This window comes from Anaerococcus degeneri (genome assembly GCF_017874475.1).
Lineage (GTDB): Bacteria > Bacillota > Clostridia > Tissierellales > Peptoniphilaceae > Anaerococcus > Anaerococcus degeneri.
Map to the genome: position 1 here is coordinate 509,987 of NZ_JAGGLO010000001.1, position 16,277 is coordinate 526,263.

At 32.3% G+C, this 16,277-nt stretch carries 15 protein-coding genes; 3 read left to right on the plus strand and 12 right to left on the minus strand.

Annotated elements, in window-relative coordinates; genetic code table 11:
• Nucleotides 1–2: 2 nt before the first annotated feature.
• Genes glmU through rpiB form a run of 3 tightly spaced genes read right to left on the minus strand, consistent with a single transcriptional unit; the run spans nt 3 to nt 2,594 of the window.
• Entirely contained in the window at nt 3–1,388 is a 1,386-nt protein-coding gene (gene glmU / locus J2Z38_RS02480) for a bifunctional UDP-N-acetylglucosamine diphosphorylase/glucosamine-1-phosphate N-acetyltransferase GlmU (protein WP_209772015.1), read from the minus strand.
• Nucleotides 1,389–2,108 (minus strand): purine-nucleoside phosphorylase, encoded by a 720-nt coding sequence (gene deoD / locus J2Z38_RS02485; RefSeq protein ID WP_209772018.1) that lies wholly within the window; start codon nt 2,106–2,108, stop codon nt 1,389–1,391.
• A 42-nt stretch (nt 2,109–2,150) separates the two neighbouring features.
• Entirely contained in the window at nt 2,151–2,594 is a 444-nt protein-coding gene (gene rpiB, locus J2Z38_RS02490; RefSeq protein WP_209772020.1) for a ribose 5-phosphate isomerase B, read from the minus strand.
• 148 nt (nt 2,595–2,742) lie between these two features.
• On the opposite strand from rpiB, the gene murC reads away from it, so the two are divergent.
• The 3 genes from murC to J2Z38_RS02505 all read left to right on the plus strand — a co-directional run bounded on the left by murC (nt 2,743) and on the right by J2Z38_RS02505 (nt 5,678).
• Nucleotides 2,743–4,137 (plus strand): UDP-N-acetylmuramate--L-alanine ligase, encoded by a 1,395-nt coding sequence (murC, locus tag J2Z38_RS02495; protein WP_209772022.1) that lies wholly within the window; start codon nt 2,743–2,745, stop codon nt 4,135–4,137.
• Nucleotides 4,138–4,228: 91 nt separating this feature from the next.
• Entirely contained in the window at nt 4,229–4,762 is a 534-nt protein-coding gene (locus tag J2Z38_RS02500; protein WP_209772024.1) for a helix-turn-helix domain-containing protein, read from the plus strand.
• 82 nt (nt 4,763–4,844) lie between these two features.
• Nucleotides 4,845–5,678, plus strand: coding sequence for an IS3 family transposase (locus J2Z38_RS02505; RefSeq protein ID WP_233463460.1), 834 nt, complete (start codon nt 4,845–4,847; stop codon nt 5,676–5,678).
• 131 nt (nt 5,679–5,809) lie between these two features.
• Here J2Z38_RS02505 and J2Z38_RS02510 read toward each other — a convergent pair whose 3' ends face one another.
• The 9 genes from J2Z38_RS02510 to J2Z38_RS02550 form a co-directional block, all read right to left on the minus strand.
• The gene (locus J2Z38_RS02510) at nt 5,810–6,160 is read right to left on the minus strand and encodes a type II toxin-antitoxin system PemK/MazF family toxin (RefSeq protein ID WP_209772026.1); all 351 of its coding nucleotides are present in this window, start codon (nt 6,158–6,160) and stop codon (nt 5,810–5,812) included.
• Entirely contained in the window at nt 6,150–7,268 is a 1,119-nt protein-coding gene (alr, locus tag J2Z38_RS02515) for an alanine racemase (protein ID WP_209772028.1), read from the minus strand. Before alr ends, J2Z38_RS02510 begins: the two co-directional genes overlap by 11 nt.
• A 2-nt stretch (nt 7,269–7,270) precedes the next feature.
• Nucleotides 7,271–8,449 carry an NAD(P)H-hydrate dehydratase gene (locus J2Z38_RS02520; protein WP_209772031.1) on the minus strand — a complete coding sequence of 393 codons (1,179 nt, stop codon included), beginning with the start codon at nt 8,447–8,449 and terminating at the stop codon, nt 7,271–7,273.
• 141 nt (nt 8,450–8,590) lie between these two features.
• Complete coding sequence (gene gatB, locus J2Z38_RS02525) at nt 8,591–10,009, minus strand: Asp-tRNA(Asn)/Glu-tRNA(Gln) amidotransferase subunit GatB (RefSeq protein WP_209772034.1); 1,419 nt, start codon at nt 10,007–10,009, stop codon at nt 8,591–8,593.
• Nucleotides 9,999–11,411 (minus strand): amidase family protein, encoded by a 1,413-nt coding sequence (locus tag J2Z38_RS02530; RefSeq protein ID WP_209772037.1) that lies wholly within the window; start codon nt 11,409–11,411, stop codon nt 9,999–10,001. Before J2Z38_RS02530 ends, gatB begins: the two co-directional genes overlap by 11 nt.
• An 8-nt stretch (nt 11,412–11,419) precedes the next feature.
• Nucleotides 11,420–11,698, minus strand: coding sequence for an Asp-tRNA(Asn)/Glu-tRNA(Gln) amidotransferase subunit GatC (gatC, locus tag J2Z38_RS02535; protein WP_209772040.1), 279 nt, complete (start codon nt 11,696–11,698; stop codon nt 11,420–11,422).
• A gap of 1 nt (nt 11,699) precedes the next feature.
• The gene (gene ligA / locus J2Z38_RS02540; protein ID WP_209772042.1) at nt 11,700–13,703 is read right to left on the minus strand and encodes an NAD-dependent DNA ligase LigA; all 2,004 of its coding nucleotides are present in this window, start codon (nt 13,701–13,703) and stop codon (nt 11,700–11,702) included.
• Nucleotides 13,704–13,705: 2 nt separating this feature from the next.
• Entirely contained in the window at nt 13,706–15,901 is a 2,196-nt protein-coding gene (locus J2Z38_RS02545; RefSeq protein WP_209772044.1) for an ATP-dependent helicase, read from the minus strand.
• A 55-nt stretch (nt 15,902–15,956) separates the two neighbouring features.
• Nucleotides 15,957–16,271: a YerC/YecD family TrpR-related protein gene (locus J2Z38_RS02550; RefSeq protein WP_209772461.1), complete on the minus strand. Its 315-nt coding sequence runs from the start codon at nt 16,269–16,271 to the stop codon at nt 15,957–15,959.
• Between the last annotated feature and the right edge of the window lie 6 nt (nt 16,272–16,277).

Sequence of the window (16,277 nt, forward strand, 5' to 3'; positions counted from 1 at the left end):
TTCTACTCCTTATGATTTTTATCTCTTTCTTTTTTTCTTTCAACATAACCCTTAATGTGTTTTTGCTCTGCTCTTTCGATTATCAACTCACCTTTGTTAACATCTTCGGTTATGGTAGAACCTGCAGCAACAAAGCCTTCTTTTTCAACCTTGACAGGAGCAACTATATTCGCATTTGAACCAATAAAGGCACCGTCTTCTATAATTGACCTATGCTTAAATTTACCATCGTAGTTTACAAAAACAACTCCACAACCAATATTTATATCTTTACCAAGGTCACTATCGCCAATATAGGCAAGATGACCTGCCTTGGTTCCTTCCCCAAGACTTGAATTTTTAACCTCAACAAAGTTACCTATATGAACTTTTCTACCTATGTGTGCATTAGGTCTCAGTCTTGCAAAGGGACCTATATTACTATCTTCTTCCATATAAGAATCTTCTATAACCGCATTATCTATTTTAACATTATCTTCTATGGTTGAATTAATAATTCTTGTTGACCCTTCAATTGAACAAGACTTTCCAATCCTAGACTTACCATAAATTTTTACAAAACCAGATATTACAGTGTCAGAGCCTATCTCCACTCCTTCTTCTATGAATGTTGTTTCAGGGCTCTCTATTATTACACCATTAATCATGTGGTCTTTATTTATCCTAGCTTGAAGAATTTTTTCTGCCTTATATAGTTCATACTTATTATTTATTCCATAAAACTCTTCATAATTCTCACTAACATAAGCACTTACTAATTTTCCTTCATTTCTGAGGATACCAATACAATCCGTTATGTAAAGCTCATTTTGATCATTATTTGAATCTATTTTTGAAAGAGAAGACTTTAAATCCTTGGCTTTAAAAATATAAATACCAACATTAATCTCTTTTATATTCTCTTGACCTAACTCTAGGTCCCTATCTTCAGTAATTTTTACAAAGTCTGTATTTTCATTTCTGATGATTCTACCGTATCCTTTTGGTTCTTCTATAATGGTAGATAGAATTGTGCAAGCAGAATCAGTTTTATTATGGAATTCAATAAATTTTTCAAGAGATTCTTTTCTTATTAGCGGTATATCTCCATTTAGGATCAAAACTTGATCATCATCTTCCACAAAATCTAGGGCAAGACTTGCTGCGTATCCGGTTCCATAAGGGATGCCTGGACCTATTTTTTGCTCTACTATTTTTACATCAGGAAATAAATCTTCTAGCTTAGATTTATTTTTTCCACCAATTATAATAGTTTCTGAATTTTGAAAATCACTTGCATCTTTTACGTATTTTATAATTTCTTTATTGATAAGCTTATGAAGGACTTTAGATTTTTCTGATTTCATCCTTGTTCCTTCACCAGCTGCCATTATTATTGTTTTAATCATCTAGGCTTCAGCCACCTCTAGGGCTAATTCCATCATATTTGTATATGATTTTTGCCTATTTTCTGCACTATCAGCTACATTTTCAATAAGAGAGTCAGAAATTGTAAAGATTCCAAGGCCTTTTTTGCCATGTTTTCTAGCTGCCATAAATAAACCGTAAGATTCCATCTCTACACAAAGAATTCCATATTTTCTTAAATTCTCAAAGACTTTAGGAGCCATCTCATTATAAAATTGATCGGAAGAATGCACTTGACCACAATGAGTCCTATATCCTAGTTCTTTTGATCTCTCCACAGCTTTAACTAGAAGGTCAAAATCTGGAGTTACAGAAAAATGAATATTTCCAAACAAATTATCATTTATAGATGACTCTGAACATGCTGATTGAGCAATTACAATATCGTGAAGTTTAACATCTTCTTGCATAGAACCTGCCGTACCCACTCTTATGATGCAATCTACATCATAAAAATCAAAAAGTTCATTGTAATATATCATAGCAGATGGTATTCCCATGCCACTACCCATTACAGATACTCTTTTTCCTTTGTAGTAGCCAGTAAAGCCAAGCATACCACGAGTATCATTAAATTGAGTGACATCTTCTAAGAAATTATCAGCAATAAATTTTGCCCTCAAAGGGTCACCCGGCATTAATACTGTTTTTGCTATCTGATCTTTGCTTGTTGCAGAAATGTGCGGTGTTGGTATTGTCATATATACTCCTTTTTATAAACAAAAATAGAGACTCAAATAGTCTCAGTTATTTTCTTCTATTTTACAAATTTTATCTACACGAATTTGGTGACGACCACCTTCAAATTCAGTTTTTGCAAATTCTTCTACAATCATTTTACAAACTTCTGTTCCTATAACTCTAGCTCCTAGGCATAATACATTAGCATTGTTATGAGCCCTGCTCATTCTTGCAGAAAATGTCTCAGAAACGCATGCTGCTCTTATTCCCTTAACTTTATTTGCTGACATAGACATGCCTAAACCTGTACCACATATAAGGATAGCAAAATCAGCTTCTTTATTGATAATTTTTTCACAAGCTTTGATGGCAAAATCACTATAATCACAAGATTCCTTGTCATAAGTACCTAGATGAATGACTTCATGACCTAGTTCTTCAAGTTTTTCACAAACAGATGGTTGAAGATCAATGCCCCCATGATCATTAGCTACTACAAATTTCATGGCCCCTCCTTTAAACTTTACATTATAATATAAATATACGACATCTATTCCCATATTCAAAGTAGAACTTGACAAGTTTTCTTTATTAAATATGGTATAATGTAGTAAATATACTTAAAGACTTAACTATTAAGGAGATTATCAATATATGTTTGAATTTAACTTAGATAGACACGATTATAAATATGTTCATTTCATTGGAATCGGTGGTATTTCCATGAGTGGGCTTGCCCACCTTTTATTTGAAAAAGGATATAAGGTTACTGGCTCAGATAGGAGCGAATCAGATACAGTTAAAATCCTAAAAGATCTTGGAATAGAAGTTTTCATTGGTCAGAGAAAAGAAAATATTAAAAACCCAGACTTAGTTGTATATACAGATGCAATTGCAGATGATAACGAAGAATTAATTGAAGCAAGAAAACTTGATGTACCTGTTGTTACAAGAGGTGTATTCTTGGGTGCACTTATGAGGAATTATAAGAATTCCATCGCCATATCAGGTTCCCATGGTAAGTCAACTACCACAAGCATGATTTCTAAAATCCTCCTTCATTCAGATGAAAATGCCACAATTTTACTTGGTGGAAATCTAGATGATATGAAAGGAAATGTAAAAGTTGGAAATGAAGACTTTCTTGTTACTGAAGCATGTGAATATAAGGGAAATATAAGATACTACTACCCTCAGACAGTAATTATTTTAAATATTGACGAAGACCACCTAGACTACTACAAGGATTTAAATGATATAGTAGAAACCTTCAAAGTTTATCTAAGAAACCAAGATAAAAATTCAAAAACAATACTTAACTTAAACGAAGAAAATAACAAACTTATCTTAGATGCTGTCCAAGGGGAATTGATTACCTATGGACAAGAAAATTCAAACGCTGATTACTATGCAACAAATATCACTTTTGATGAAATAGGTAGACCAAGCTTTGATCTAGTTATGAAAAATGGAAATACTGAGCATTTTAAACTTGGAGTTATTGGTAGGCACAATATTAACAATGCCATGGCTTCAATTATAGCGACCTACGAAAATGGAATTGATATAGATACAATTAGAAAGAATATTCTAAAATACACAGGCCTTGACAGGCGAATGCAAGTTATTGGCCATGTAAATAAAACAACTGTAATGACTGACTATGGTCATCACCCTTCTGAGATTCTTGTTACCTTAGATGCCCTTGCAGAACATACAAAGGGCAGACTTATTTGTGTTTGGCAACCTCACACATATTCAAGAACCAAGACCTTATTTAATGACTTTTTAAATAGTTTTGATTCAGCTGATGAAATTATCGTTACAGATATTTATGCAGCAAGGGAAAAATTTGATCCATCTATCCACTCCAAAGATGTTGTAGATGCTATGGTTAATAAAGGTTTAAATGCCAAATACCTTGCTACATTTGAAGAAGCTAGAGATTATATTTATAAGATAATTAAAAACGACGATTTGGTTATAACTACAGGTTGTGGAAATCCTGATAAACTTGCTAAAATGATTGTAGAAGATCAAAAAAATTAGTTAATAAGTAAAATAAAAAAACAGCCTTATAAATGAACTGACCCCCAAAAGTTAGACCTAAAAAACTAACTAAAGGAGGTCAGTTTTTTAAATGGCAAAATATAGCACAGAATTCAAAATGAAAGTAATAAAAGAATATCTTGAAGGGGAAATAGGATACAAAGAATTAGCAAAAAAATATAGTATACCTAATAAGTGTGCTATTCAAACATGGGTCAGTATATACAAGACTCAAGGCTATGATGGGATAAAAGTATCAAGAAGAAATAATAAATACTCTTTAGAATTTAAGTTAAATGTAGTAAACTTGTACTTAACAGGAGAAATGTCCTATCAAAGCCTAGCAAATGAATTAGAGATAAACAACCCATCAATCATAACAAGATGGGTAAATGATTTTAGAGAAAAAGGTATAGAAGGACTGAAATCTAAAAAGAGAGGAAGACCTTCAAAAATGCCAAAATCCCCAAAGAAATCAAAAGACGCTAAAGTAGAATCATCAGCACAATTAACCAATGAAGAAGATAATTCATTAAATGAAGCACAATTAAAAGAAAAAATAAAGAAATTAGAAGAAAAAAACTATTGGCTCCAACTAGAAAACGATGCAATAAAAAAAAGATAGAATTGTCTCAAATGACAGATACAGAAATAAGACAATTGCTGAAACAATTGAGGTCTTAAGAGATAAATACAAACTAAAAGACTTGTTAAAATACTTTAATATTGCCAAATCAACATACATGTATTGGCAAAAACGTTTAAACAAACCAAATAAAGATATAGAAATAGAAAAGAAAATACTAAAGATAAGAAAAGACAACCCAAACTACGGCTACAGAAGAATAACAGCAATGTTAAAAAGATCAGGACTGATAATAAACAAAAAGAAAGTACAACGATTAGTTCAAAAGTTAAAACTTCAAGTAAAAAGCTATTCAAGAAAATCCAGAAAATACTCATCCTACAAAGGAACTGTTGGAAAAATTGCGGATAATAAAATAAAGAGAAACTTCAAAGTAGAAAAACCATACACAAAAATAACAACAGACACAACAGAATTTAAGTATTTTGAAAAAGATAAATCAGGAACCTATCAAGTAAAGAAACTCTATCTAAACCCATACCTTGATATGTACAACAGTGAAATACTAAGCTATGAAATATCAAAACACCCAACAATAGAACCAATCCTAAAAGCTTTAGATAAAGCCATAAAAATAACTAACAAAAGCAAAGAAAAAAGAATATTCCACTCAGACCAAGGCTGGGCATATCAAACAAAACAATACACATCAAGGCTAGAAACAAAGGGAATCACCCAATCTATGTCCAGAAAAGGCAACTGCTTAGACAACTCGCCAATGGAAAACTTCTTTGGAATATTAAAACAAGAAATATATTACGGAAGAAAATTCTACTCATATGAACACTTAAAACAAACAATTGAAGAATTTATAAAATATTACAACGAAGAAAGAATAAAAGAAAAATTAGGATACTTATCACCAATAGAATACAGAAAGAAGAATGCAGCATAAAAATTTCCTACCCCTAGGGGTAGGAAAGGAAAAAGAAATACTAGAGCTAGTTTAGTTCTAACTCTGGTATTAGGTCCAACTTTGTGGGGTCAGCTTATAAACGTGGATTATTGTTTATAAGACTGGTTTTTTTAATCTTGTTCAATGGCTAGAGAGATTCCAATAGCCTCATCTATTTTACTCATAATTTCAGCAGAAAATGTTCCTATTTTTTCTCTAAGCCTGGTTTTATCTATTGTTCTTAATTGCTCCATAAGGGCTACCGAATTTTTTGGCAAGCCGTATTTATTTCCCTTTAGTTTAACATGGGTAGGAAGCTTCGCCTTATTCATTTGACTTGTCACAGGTGCAACAATAATTGTTGGTGAATATTTATTTCCTATATCATTTTGGACTACAATAACAGGTCTTACTCCTCCCTGTTCACTACCGACTACCGGAGAAAGATCTGCGTAATATAAATCTCCTCTTCTAACTTTCATTTATTTCTCCTAAATAATCACGCACTTCAATCACTTCTCCGTTTTTTATGTAAAGCCTCTTAACTCTCATCGATATATTTGTCATTAGCTCATAGGAAATAGTTCCGATTTGCTCTGCGTCTCTATCAATATCTCTATAAATTTCTACCCTATCACCAATCTTGACGTCAAGTCCACTTACATCAACCATCATCTGATCCATACAAACCCTGCCTAAAACTTTGCAAGGATTGTCTTTTATGTAAACTTCACCTTTGTTTGAAAATAACCTACTGTAACCATCTGCATATCCAATAGCAACTGAGGCTACCTTCATTGGTTTATCACTTACAAAAGTTCTACCATATGATATTGGGATATTAGCATCAATTTCTTTAACAAAATGAACATGTGTATAGAGTTTGAAAATTTTATCAAGCTCTATTTCTGTATTATCTTTAACTACTATTGAAGGATATAATCCATAAAGAGATATACCTACTCTGTTCATTCCCTTAAATATTTTTTGTCTTATAGTAGCTGCAGAATTTGCAAGATGCACAAAATCAAAGGCAAAATCGTCCTTGACTTGGCCAATAATCCTATCAAAAATTTGCTCTTGCTCAATAGTAAAGCTATTATCTTCTTCGTCAGCCGTTGCAAAATGACTAAAGGCAGAAATTATTTCTATATTTTTTAACTCTTTTAACTTTTTAATTTTAATAATTTCATCTTCCCTAAAACCAATCCTACCATGGCCTGTATCTAGGACTAGATGACCCTTGACTTTATAGCCTAATTTATTTATATCTTGGGCTAATCCCAGGTCATATATCGAAATATCAATGTCATTTCTAGAACATTTTTCTATATCATCTAAACCCACATATCCTAATATTAAAATTGGTTTTCTGATCCCTGCTCTTCTTAGTAAAAGTGCTTCGCTTAGTCTTGCTACAGCAAAATAATCAACTATATCTTCTACTTCTCTACAAATCACATCAGAACCAAGACCATAGGCATTAGCCTTTACAACTGCACAGAATTTAGAATTTTCGCTTATTTTCTTTATTTTTAATATATTATTCCTAATTTTATCTAAATTAATTTCTAAATAAGTTTCTTGCATACCTACCTCAAAAGTCGAATTGCCTGTGGTAAATAAGCTATTATATCACTTGCAATCAATGACTCCTCGCATAAATTATAGCTTGCTAAGTCCCCCGCAAGAGAATGTAGGTAGACACCAAGTCTTGCAGCATCAAATTCGCCTAGTATTGGTAAAAGTCCTGCAATAATACCAGTTAAAACATCACCACTACCTGCAGTTGCCATACCAGGGTTGCCAAGATTATTTATATATAACTTATCACCGTCTGTTACTATGGTTCCTTCAGATTTTAAGACAAGAATAAGTCCATATTTTTTTGCAAATTCTTTTGCAATTCCTAACCTATCAGCATTAATGTCATTAATTGATAAACCACTTAGTCTTGAAAATTCCTTAAGATGAGGGGTTAGAATTATATTTTTTTTATGCAGAACCGACTTGTCTTTAGCGACTGCATTTAATCCATCTGCATCTATAATGATTTTACCATCAAAACTATCTATAATTTTGCCAATAAGTTCATTTAAACTTGGATCCTTTCCCATTCCTGGCCCAATTGCAAGAACATCCTTATCATATAAGTATCCCAAAATCTGATTAAATATAAGTTTATTATACTTTAAATTATAAGAATCAATAGTTTTTATGATTTGCTCACATGACTTAATTTGTAAAATATCGCTTATAGATTGCGGTACAAGAAGGTAAACAAGTCCAGCTCCAACCCTCAAAGCAGCAGAAGATGCAAGTTGGCAGGAACCCGCCATACCCTGGGACCCACCTAAAATTGCAACCTTTCCGTAGTCTCCTTTATGACTTATTTTTTCTCTTTTTGGTAAGAGATTTTTCATTTGCTTTGAAATTTTTATTTTCATAGGCTCATCGTTCACACAAATAGCAATGGCAAAATCGCCATCGTGTGAAATTGATACTAATGAATTAATTATCTTTCCATCAATAATCACATAAGGAATATTTGACTCATGTATTACTTCTATTCTTAAGTTTTTTATATAGGAAAGATTTAAATTATAAGCTTTTATAACCGCTTCTTTTAGGGCATAAATGCCAGCTAGTGTCCTAAATGGATTTTCTTTTTTTAAAGCATAGGAAAGCTCACCTTCACTATAGACTTTTTTTAAAAAATTTTCTGATTTCGTCTTAATTTTATTTATGGAAATTATATCAATACCAATCACTGCAAACCTAACCTTGTATTACACCTTTTATCTTCCTAACAAGCTTATACTTATGTAAATAAATAAAATTTAAATCACTGCAAAGAGTTTTATTTTTTTAATTTTATATTCATTTGAAAAAGGGAAGTGCTTTGGCACTTCCTATTCTCCTATTTTTTCTTTTAATAATTTGTTGATTTCTTGAGGATTTCCCTTACCTTTTGTCTTTTTCATAGCTTGTCCAACTAAGAATCCAAAGGCCCTATCCTTACCATTTTTAATATCTTCGATTGATTGAGGGTTTTCTTCAAGAACTTCATTAACAACATCTTCTAGGAAGGAAGAATCTGAAATTTGTAGAAGATTTCTTTCTTCTGCAAGTTTTTCTGGGTCTTCATTAGAAGTATATATTTCTCTTAGTAATTTTTTGGCCACATTATTATTTATCTTGTTTTCTTTTGCAAGATTTATTAATTTGGCAAAATTTTCCACTGCTAGAGCCATATTATCAGCTGTTTCTTCAGCTTCGTTTAGTCTTCTTGATAATTCTGTAAGAATCCAATTTGCTGTTGTATTTGGATCTTTAACTAGCTTATCAGTTTTTTCAAATAGACTTGCGAGGTTCCTATCATGGCTTAAAAGATTTGCATCATATTCAGAAAGCTTATACTCCCTCATATACCTAGCTTGTTTTTTACTTGGTAATTCTGGTAAGTTTTCTCTTATACTATCTATAAATTCATCTGATAAGTATATATCTGGTATATCTCCATCTGCAGAAAATCTATAATCATTACCTACTTCTTTATTTCTCATATGGATAGTCTTAAGCTCGATGTCATCCCATCTTCTAGTTTCTTTTACACCTGTTTGGCCTTCTTCTAAAAGGGATGTTTGCCTCTCAACTTCAAAAGTTAAGGCATTTTCAATTGCCCTTATTGAGTTAATATTTTTAATCTCAGCTATTTCTGTCCTAAAGCCTGATTCTTCGTCTTTAATATTTACGTTTACGTCAACACGCATAGAACCTTCCGCCATTATACAGTCAGAAACACCTAGGAATTTTAAAGTAGATGCAAGAGTTTCGACAAACTCTCTAGCTTCTTCTGGTGAAGATATATCAGGATCTGTAACTATTTCAATTAGGGGAACTCCTGCCCTATTATAATCCATAAGAACTGTGTCATCATCATTGTGGTTTGACTTACCAGTATCTTCTTCCATATGGATTTCTCTAATATTTATGTGTTTTCCGCTTGCAAGTTCAAGGTAGCCTTCGTAAGCATATGGCTTTTCAAATTGGGTTAATTGGTAGCCCTTCACTAGGTCTGGGTAAAAATATTTTTTCCTGTCAACCTTTTGCTCATTTCTAATCTTACAATTAAAGGCAAGACCAGCCATTACAGCGTATTCCACAGCTCTTTTATTCATTTGTGGGAGGGTACCTGGATGACCTAAGCATATTGGACAAACATTTGTATTTGGAACTGCTCCGAATTCATTTTTACAGGAGCAAAACATCTTTGTATCAGTAGATAACTCAACGTGGATCTCAAGACCTATTATTGTTTTAGTTTTCATTTATACTCCTTAAAAATTCTTCACCAGCATTTAATAATTTGCTATCTTCATTTGCATTTGCTATAAATTGTACTGAACCAGATATCCCTTGCCTTACTGGAACTGATAGGCCGCACATACCAGCAAGGTTAACAATAACATTAAAGCCATCAGATTTAAAATCACTTAAAGGATCCCTATAATCATCATCAAGAGCTGGTGGTAGGTTTATAACTGTTGGGGTAATTATTAAATCATAAGTTTCAAAAACTTCTTCTAATTCTTTTTTAATTAAAGTTCTAAGTTTTAGTCCTTGTCTATATACTCTTTGGTTGTCATCAGCAGATAGGTACATAGTTCCAAGAGCAATTCTTCTTTGAACTTCTTCACCAAGACCTTCTGATCTTGAATTAATGAATAATTCTTCAACAGAAGTGTACTTATCACTTTGATATCCAAACCTAATTCCATCAAACCTTGACATATTTGACGATACTTCACTTGACATAACTACGTTATAAACTTGATTAGCATAATTTGAATACTTTAAATTAATTGGGACTAAGTTTGCGCCAAGTTTTTTAAGTTCATCTAGAGCAATATTGTAATCTTTTTCTACAATAGGGTCTATATCATTGTGCATCTCGTCATCTGATGGTATATAGGCAATTTTTTTACCTTTAAAATCATAATTTTCAACTTCATACCTATAATCATCAAGTCTTACTGTCATATCATTTGAATCCGGTCCTTCTATTGCTTGAGCAACAGTTCTGACGTCAGATACATTTCCACCAAATACAGATACTTGGTCTAAGGTATTAGCCATTGAGACTACACCATTTCTACTCATCATTGAATATGTTGGTTTATAGCCAATAATATTACAATAGCTAGCAGGACATCTGACAGACCCACCTGTATCAGTTCCTAGGGCTACGAGAACATCTTCTTTGGCAACCGCCGCTGCTGACCCTGAAGAAGATCCACCTGTCACTCTTGAATCATCAATCGGGTTCTTTACAGGACCATAGACTGAGGTCTTACCCCTAGCACCCATAGCAAACTCATCCATATTTGTTTTTGCAATGATAATTGCATCTTCTTTTAAAAGATTTTCTACAACCTTGGCATCAAACATAGGTCTAAAGCCTTCAAGCATCTTTGAGGCACAAGTCATATCCATATTTTTATATGAAATATTATCCTTAACAGCAACTGCAAGGCCAAAAAGCGAACCTAATTCCTCACCTTTAGCCAGTTTCTCATCAAGTTCTCTAGCTCTTTTTAGAGAATCCTCTTCATCAAAGCTAATGTAGGCGTTTGTCTTGTCATTCTTAATTTTTTCTAGTATATTTTTTGTATTTTCTTCAACACTTATTTCTTTGTTTTTATATTTTTCTATAATAGCTTTTATATCCATTATTGCTCCTATAGTTTCCAATCTAATCTAAAGTAACCATATTCAGTGTCCTTAGCATTTTCTAAAGCCTTTGACCTAGCTAAGGATTCTTTTGGTGAATCTTCTCTAAAGACAGCCTTATGATTCTTGATATATTCTGTCATCTCAACATCTTCTATATCAACTTCAAAGATTCCTTCAATAAAATCTAAGACCCTATTAAATTTTTGGGCAATTATTTCTTTATCTTGATTTTCCAAACTTAAATGGCTTAGGTTATAGATTCTCTCTACTTCTTTTACGTCCATTCTATTCTCCTTTTAATTCAGTTAAGAAATTAAATAACTTCTCACCTTCATATATTTCTATCTTTAATTCTTCTGCCTTGTCTTTTTTAGAGCCAGCTTTTTCCCCTGCAAGAACAATATTTGTGTTTTTAGATACTGAGCCTCTTACATTTGCGCCATTATCTTCGAGCATCTTCTTGATATCATCCCTATTGTAACCATCAATAGTGCCTGTTATTACAAAGTTAATTCCTTCAAATTTCTTTAAATTATTTGTATCTTCAGTTGGATTATCAAGCTTAATACCCTTAGATAAAAGTATATCTATAGAATCTACTATATTTTTATCATGGAAAAATTCTACTATATTTTCTCCAGTAATTTCCCCAATATCATCAACCTCTACTAAATCATCAACTGTAGCATTTCTTAATTTGTCAAAAGATTTAAATTTATTTGCCAAATCTCTTGCTGTTCTCTCTCCCACATTTGGAATTCCTATAGCATAAATAAATGCATTTAGATCTCTATTTTTGCTATTTTCTATAGCTTCTAATAGGTTTTGAGTTTTCTTTGGCCCAAATCTATCTAAATGAATGAGGTCATTATAGGTTAAATCATAAATATCATAAATTTCTTTTACGCCCAATTCTTCTATAAGTTGACCAATGGTTTTTTCTGATAAGCCCTCTATATCCATAGCATTTCTTGATGCAAAATGTTCCATCCTCGCTAGAAGTTGAGGTGTGCAAGATATAGAATTAGGACAAATAATGTGAACTTTTTCTTGGATTAACTCGCTATGACAGTATGGACAATGAGTAGGTTTTTCAATTTCAGATGTGCCTGGTTGGTCTTCATCAACAACACCTAAAATTTCAGGTATAACATCATTTGACCTTCTGATAAAAACATCTGATCCTATCCTTACTTTTTTTCTTTCAATATCGTCGTAGTTATTTAAAGTTGCTCTGGATACTGTTACCCCTGAAAAATCAACTGGGTCGAGGATTGCAGAAGGTGTTACCTTTCCAGTTCTTCCTACATTCCAAACCACATCAAGGAGTTTTGTGGTAAATTCTTCCGCCTCAAATTTATAAGCAATGGACCACCTTGGAAATTTCTCCGTAAAGCCCAGTGCTTGTTGAGTTTTCTTATCATTTATTTTTATTACTACACCGTCTGTTAATATATCTAGAGTTTTTCTTTCCTTGTCAATTCTTTCAAGCTCTTTGATTATTTCATCTAAGCTTTTAACTTTTTTATGGTAAGGATGAACATTAAGTTTCATATCCTTTAAAAATTCAAGCATCTCTTCTTCATTTTTAAAGTTTAGATTATTAGTAGGTACCGCATAAAAATATGCTGTTAGCCTTCTTTTGGCAGTTTCTTTAGTATCTAAGTTTCTAATAGCACCCGCTGCAGCATTTCTTGCATTTTTAAGCTGGATTTCATTTTCTTTGTTATACCTAGCTAGCTCTGATAAAGGCATTAGTGCCTCTCCTTGAATTTCTAAGAGAGACTTTTCTTTAATTGTAAAAGGAATAGACCTAATTGTCTCTGCCTGGGCCTTTACCTCTTCTCCAACAATACCATTTCCTCTAGTCGAAGCTGTTTTAAGTATTCCATTATCATAAGTAAGATTTATTGTAAGTCCATCAAACTTATATTCCATAATAAATTCTAAGTCTGGAAGTTTTTCTCTGCTAGTTTCTTCATAAGTCTCTTTTAGTCTCTTACACCTCTCAATCCAATCTTTTAATTCGTCATAGGACTGAGCCTTGTCTTGACTTAATAACTTAGTGATATGGAAGTGCTTTTCAAACTTATCTAAAATTTGACCACCAACCCTATTTGTTGGTGAGTCTTCAGGTATATAATCAAGTTCTTTTTGTAATTTTACAAGACTATCATAAATTTTATCATATTCGCCATCAGAGACTAAAGGCTTATCGAGAGTATAATAGTGATAGTCAAGATCATTAATTTTTTCTATTAGATTTTTGAGTTCTTCAAATTTATTCATATCTATACCTTTTTTATTGGTGCATAGTCCTGGTTGAGTTTCTTAAGACCTTTTTTATCAAAAGCGATAACCAACTCATTTCCATCAGGGCTTTCTTTTACCTGGACAACCATGCCTTTGCCCCACTTACTATGCTCAACAGTATCTCCAACCAAGTAGGTTGAGTCATCTTTCTTAACGGGCTTTTTCTTTAAATCAAGAACTGATTGTCTGGCCTTTTCCCTCATATAGTCTTCATTCATAGCTCTTTCATAAGACCTTGAATTGTAATCTATAAACTCTTTATTGGCTTCCTTATGAATTAAATCCTTGATTTCATCAATAAAACGAGAAGGCTTATAATAAGAAACTTTACCGTAATTTCTCCTCATTTGAGAACTAGTCATATAAAGCTTTTCTTCTGCACGAGTTATTCCTACATAAAAAAGTCTTCGTTCCTCTTCAAGATTACCTTCATCTAAACTTCTTTTGCCTGGGAAAAGTCCTTCATCAAGGCCAACTATAAAAACAATTGGAAATTCAAGTCCCTTTGCCTGGTGCATGGTCATTAGGGATACAGATTCTAAACTATCTTCGGTCTTATCTATTTCTGATAATAGGGAAAGATTTTCTAGATAGTCTCTTAGCGTATCTTCAGGATTTGCCTCTTGATAGTCAGCAGCTGATGAGATAAATTCGTTTATATTATCAATTCTTGCTCTATCCTCAACAAGAATTGATTTTTCAAGAGTTCTTAAATATCCAGTCTTATCAAGCACCTCATTAATTAAATCGACAATATGGTAATTATCAACATTTCTAAAAATTTCTTTAAGGGGTTCATAAAATTTATCAACTAATTTTCTTAATCTATCAGTTAAAAGAACGGAAAAATTAGGATCTGTTATTAAGTCTAGCATAGAAATTCCGTGATTAGTTGCAATTTTTTCTATTTGTTCAATAGACTTATCGCCAATCCCACGTTTTGGTTCATTAATAATTCTTTTTAAGCTTACATCATCCTTGCTATTTACCAAAATATTTAGATAAGCAATCAAATCTTTAATTTCTTTTCTGTCGTAGAATTTAAGTCCACCAACCACCTTATAATCTATTAGATTTTTTAATAAAGCTTCTTCAAAAGGTCTTGATTGTGCGTTAGTTCTGTAAAGAATGACAATATCACTTTCCTTCTGACCTTCTTTTAGTAATTCTTTGATTGTATCAACCACAAATTTACTTTCTTCGCTTTCTACAGATGTTTCTTTGTAGATTATATCTGAACCTTCGTTATTCTCTGTCCAGAGATTCTTCTCTTTTCTCTCAACGTTATTTGCAATTAGTTCATTTGCAGCATTTAAAATCTTTGATGTCGACCTATAATTTTGCTCAAGTTTTATTGTCTTTGTATTTGGAAAATCTTTTTCAAAATTTAAGATATTTCTAATATCAGCTCCCCTAAAAGAATAAATTGATTGGTCAGCATCACCTACAGCAACTACATTTCGCTTCTTCCCTGCGATAAATTTTATTAATTCATACTGTGAATTGTTTGTATCTTGAAATTCATCTACAAAAACATAATCAAACTTATTTTGATAATATTTTAGGGTGTCTTTATCTTTTCCAAAAAGATCTAAAACTTTTTCTATTAAATCATCAAAATCTAAAGCGTTGTATTCATACTTCTTTTTTTCATATATTTTGAAAATTTCAGCGATTTCGTCTGCATTTTGCATGTAGAAATTCATCTTAAGAAAATCTTCAGGGCTCAAAGACTTATTTTTCGCATTAGAAATAATACTCTGGGCAAGTCTGGGATTTATATCATCCTTGTAGCCTAAGTCCTTAATAATGTCTCTAATAAGTGTTCTCTGATCTTGGGTATCATAAATTGTAAAATTATTTGAATAACCAATCTTATCTATATTCATCCTAAGGATACGGGCACATATGGAGTGAAAAGTTCCAATCCATAGATGAGTTACATCCATATCTAGTAGGCTGCTTACCCTTTCTTTCATTTCATTAGCGGCTTTATTAGTAAATGTTATAGCTAAAATGTTTCTAGGATCTACAGATTCTTCTTTTATTTTGTAGGCAATGCTTGAAGTAAGAACAGAAGTCTTTCCACTTCCTGCTCCTGCTAAAACCAAAAGAGGTCCATTCTTATGTAACACAGCTTCTTTTTGCCTATCATTTAACCTATCTAAATTCATCTACACATCCTTCCTTAACCATAACATTATACCGCAAAAAAAGAGTAAGTGGACCTTACTCTTTTGATTCTTTTAAATCTTTTTCAATTAGTTTTTCTAGAACTAAGTCATAGCCACCTTCACCATAATTTAGAGACCTATTAACTCTTGATATGGTTGCAGTTGATGCTCCAGTTTCTTCTTCTATTACTGAATATGTTTTTCTAATCTTAAGTAGTTTTGCTACATGAAGTCTTTGAGAAATAGATTGAATTTCTCTTGCTGTACAGATATCTGTAAAAAATTGGTAACATTCTTCAACATTTTTGAGCATTAGAATTGCTTCAAATAACTCATCTGCTTCTTGTGTTCTTAGTTTTGATTCAGTCATCATATT

What these genes read in the sequence shown, in the direction of transcription:
- glmU (WP_209772015.1), bottom strand. Translation starts at nt 1,388, where the DNA reads ATGATTAAAACAATAATAATGGCAGCTGGTGAAGGAACAAGGATGAAA.
- deoD (WP_209772018.1), bottom strand. Translation starts at nt 2,108, where the DNA reads ATGACAATACCAACACCGCACATTTCTGCAACAAGCAAAGATCAGATA.
- rpiB (WP_209772020.1), bottom strand. Translation starts at nt 2,594, where the DNA reads ATGAAATTTGTAGTAGCTAATGATCATGGGGGCATTGATCTTCAACCA.
- murC (WP_209772022.1), top strand. Translation starts at nt 2,743, where the DNA reads ATGTTTGAATTTAACTTAGATAGACACGATTATAAATATGTTCATTTC.
- J2Z38_RS02500 (WP_209772024.1), top strand. Translation starts at nt 4,229, where the DNA reads ATGGCAAAATATAGCACAGAATTCAAAATGAAAGTAATAAAAGAATAT.
- J2Z38_RS02510 (WP_209772026.1), bottom strand. Translation starts at nt 6,160, where the DNA reads ATGAAAGTTAGAAGAGGAGATTTATATTACGCAGATCTTTCTCCGGTA.
- alr (WP_209772028.1), bottom strand. Translation starts at nt 7,268, where the DNA reads ATGCAAGAAACTTATTTAGAAATTAATTTAGATAAAATTAGGAATAAT.
- gatB (WP_209772034.1), bottom strand. Translation starts at nt 10,009, where the DNA reads ATGAAAACTAAAACAATAATAGGTCTTGAGATCCACGTTGAGTTATCT.
- J2Z38_RS02530 (WP_209772037.1), bottom strand. Translation starts at nt 11,411, where the DNA reads ATGGATATAAAAGCTATTATAGAAAAATATAAAAACAAAGAAATAAGT.
- gatC (WP_209772040.1), bottom strand. Translation starts at nt 11,698, where the DNA reads ATGGACGTAAAAGAAGTAGAGAGAATCTATAACCTAAGCCATTTAAGT.
- ligA (WP_209772042.1), bottom strand. Translation starts at nt 13,703, where the DNA reads ATGAATAAATTTGAAGAACTCAAAAATCTAATAGAAAAAATTAATGAT.
- J2Z38_RS02545 (WP_209772044.1), bottom strand. Translation starts at nt 15,901, where the DNA reads ATGAATTTAGATAGGTTAAATGATAGGCAAAAAGAAGCTGTGTTACAT.
- J2Z38_RS02550 (WP_209772461.1), bottom strand. Translation starts at nt 16,271, where the DNA reads ATGACTGAATCAAAACTAAGAACACAAGAAGCAGATGAGTTATTTGAA.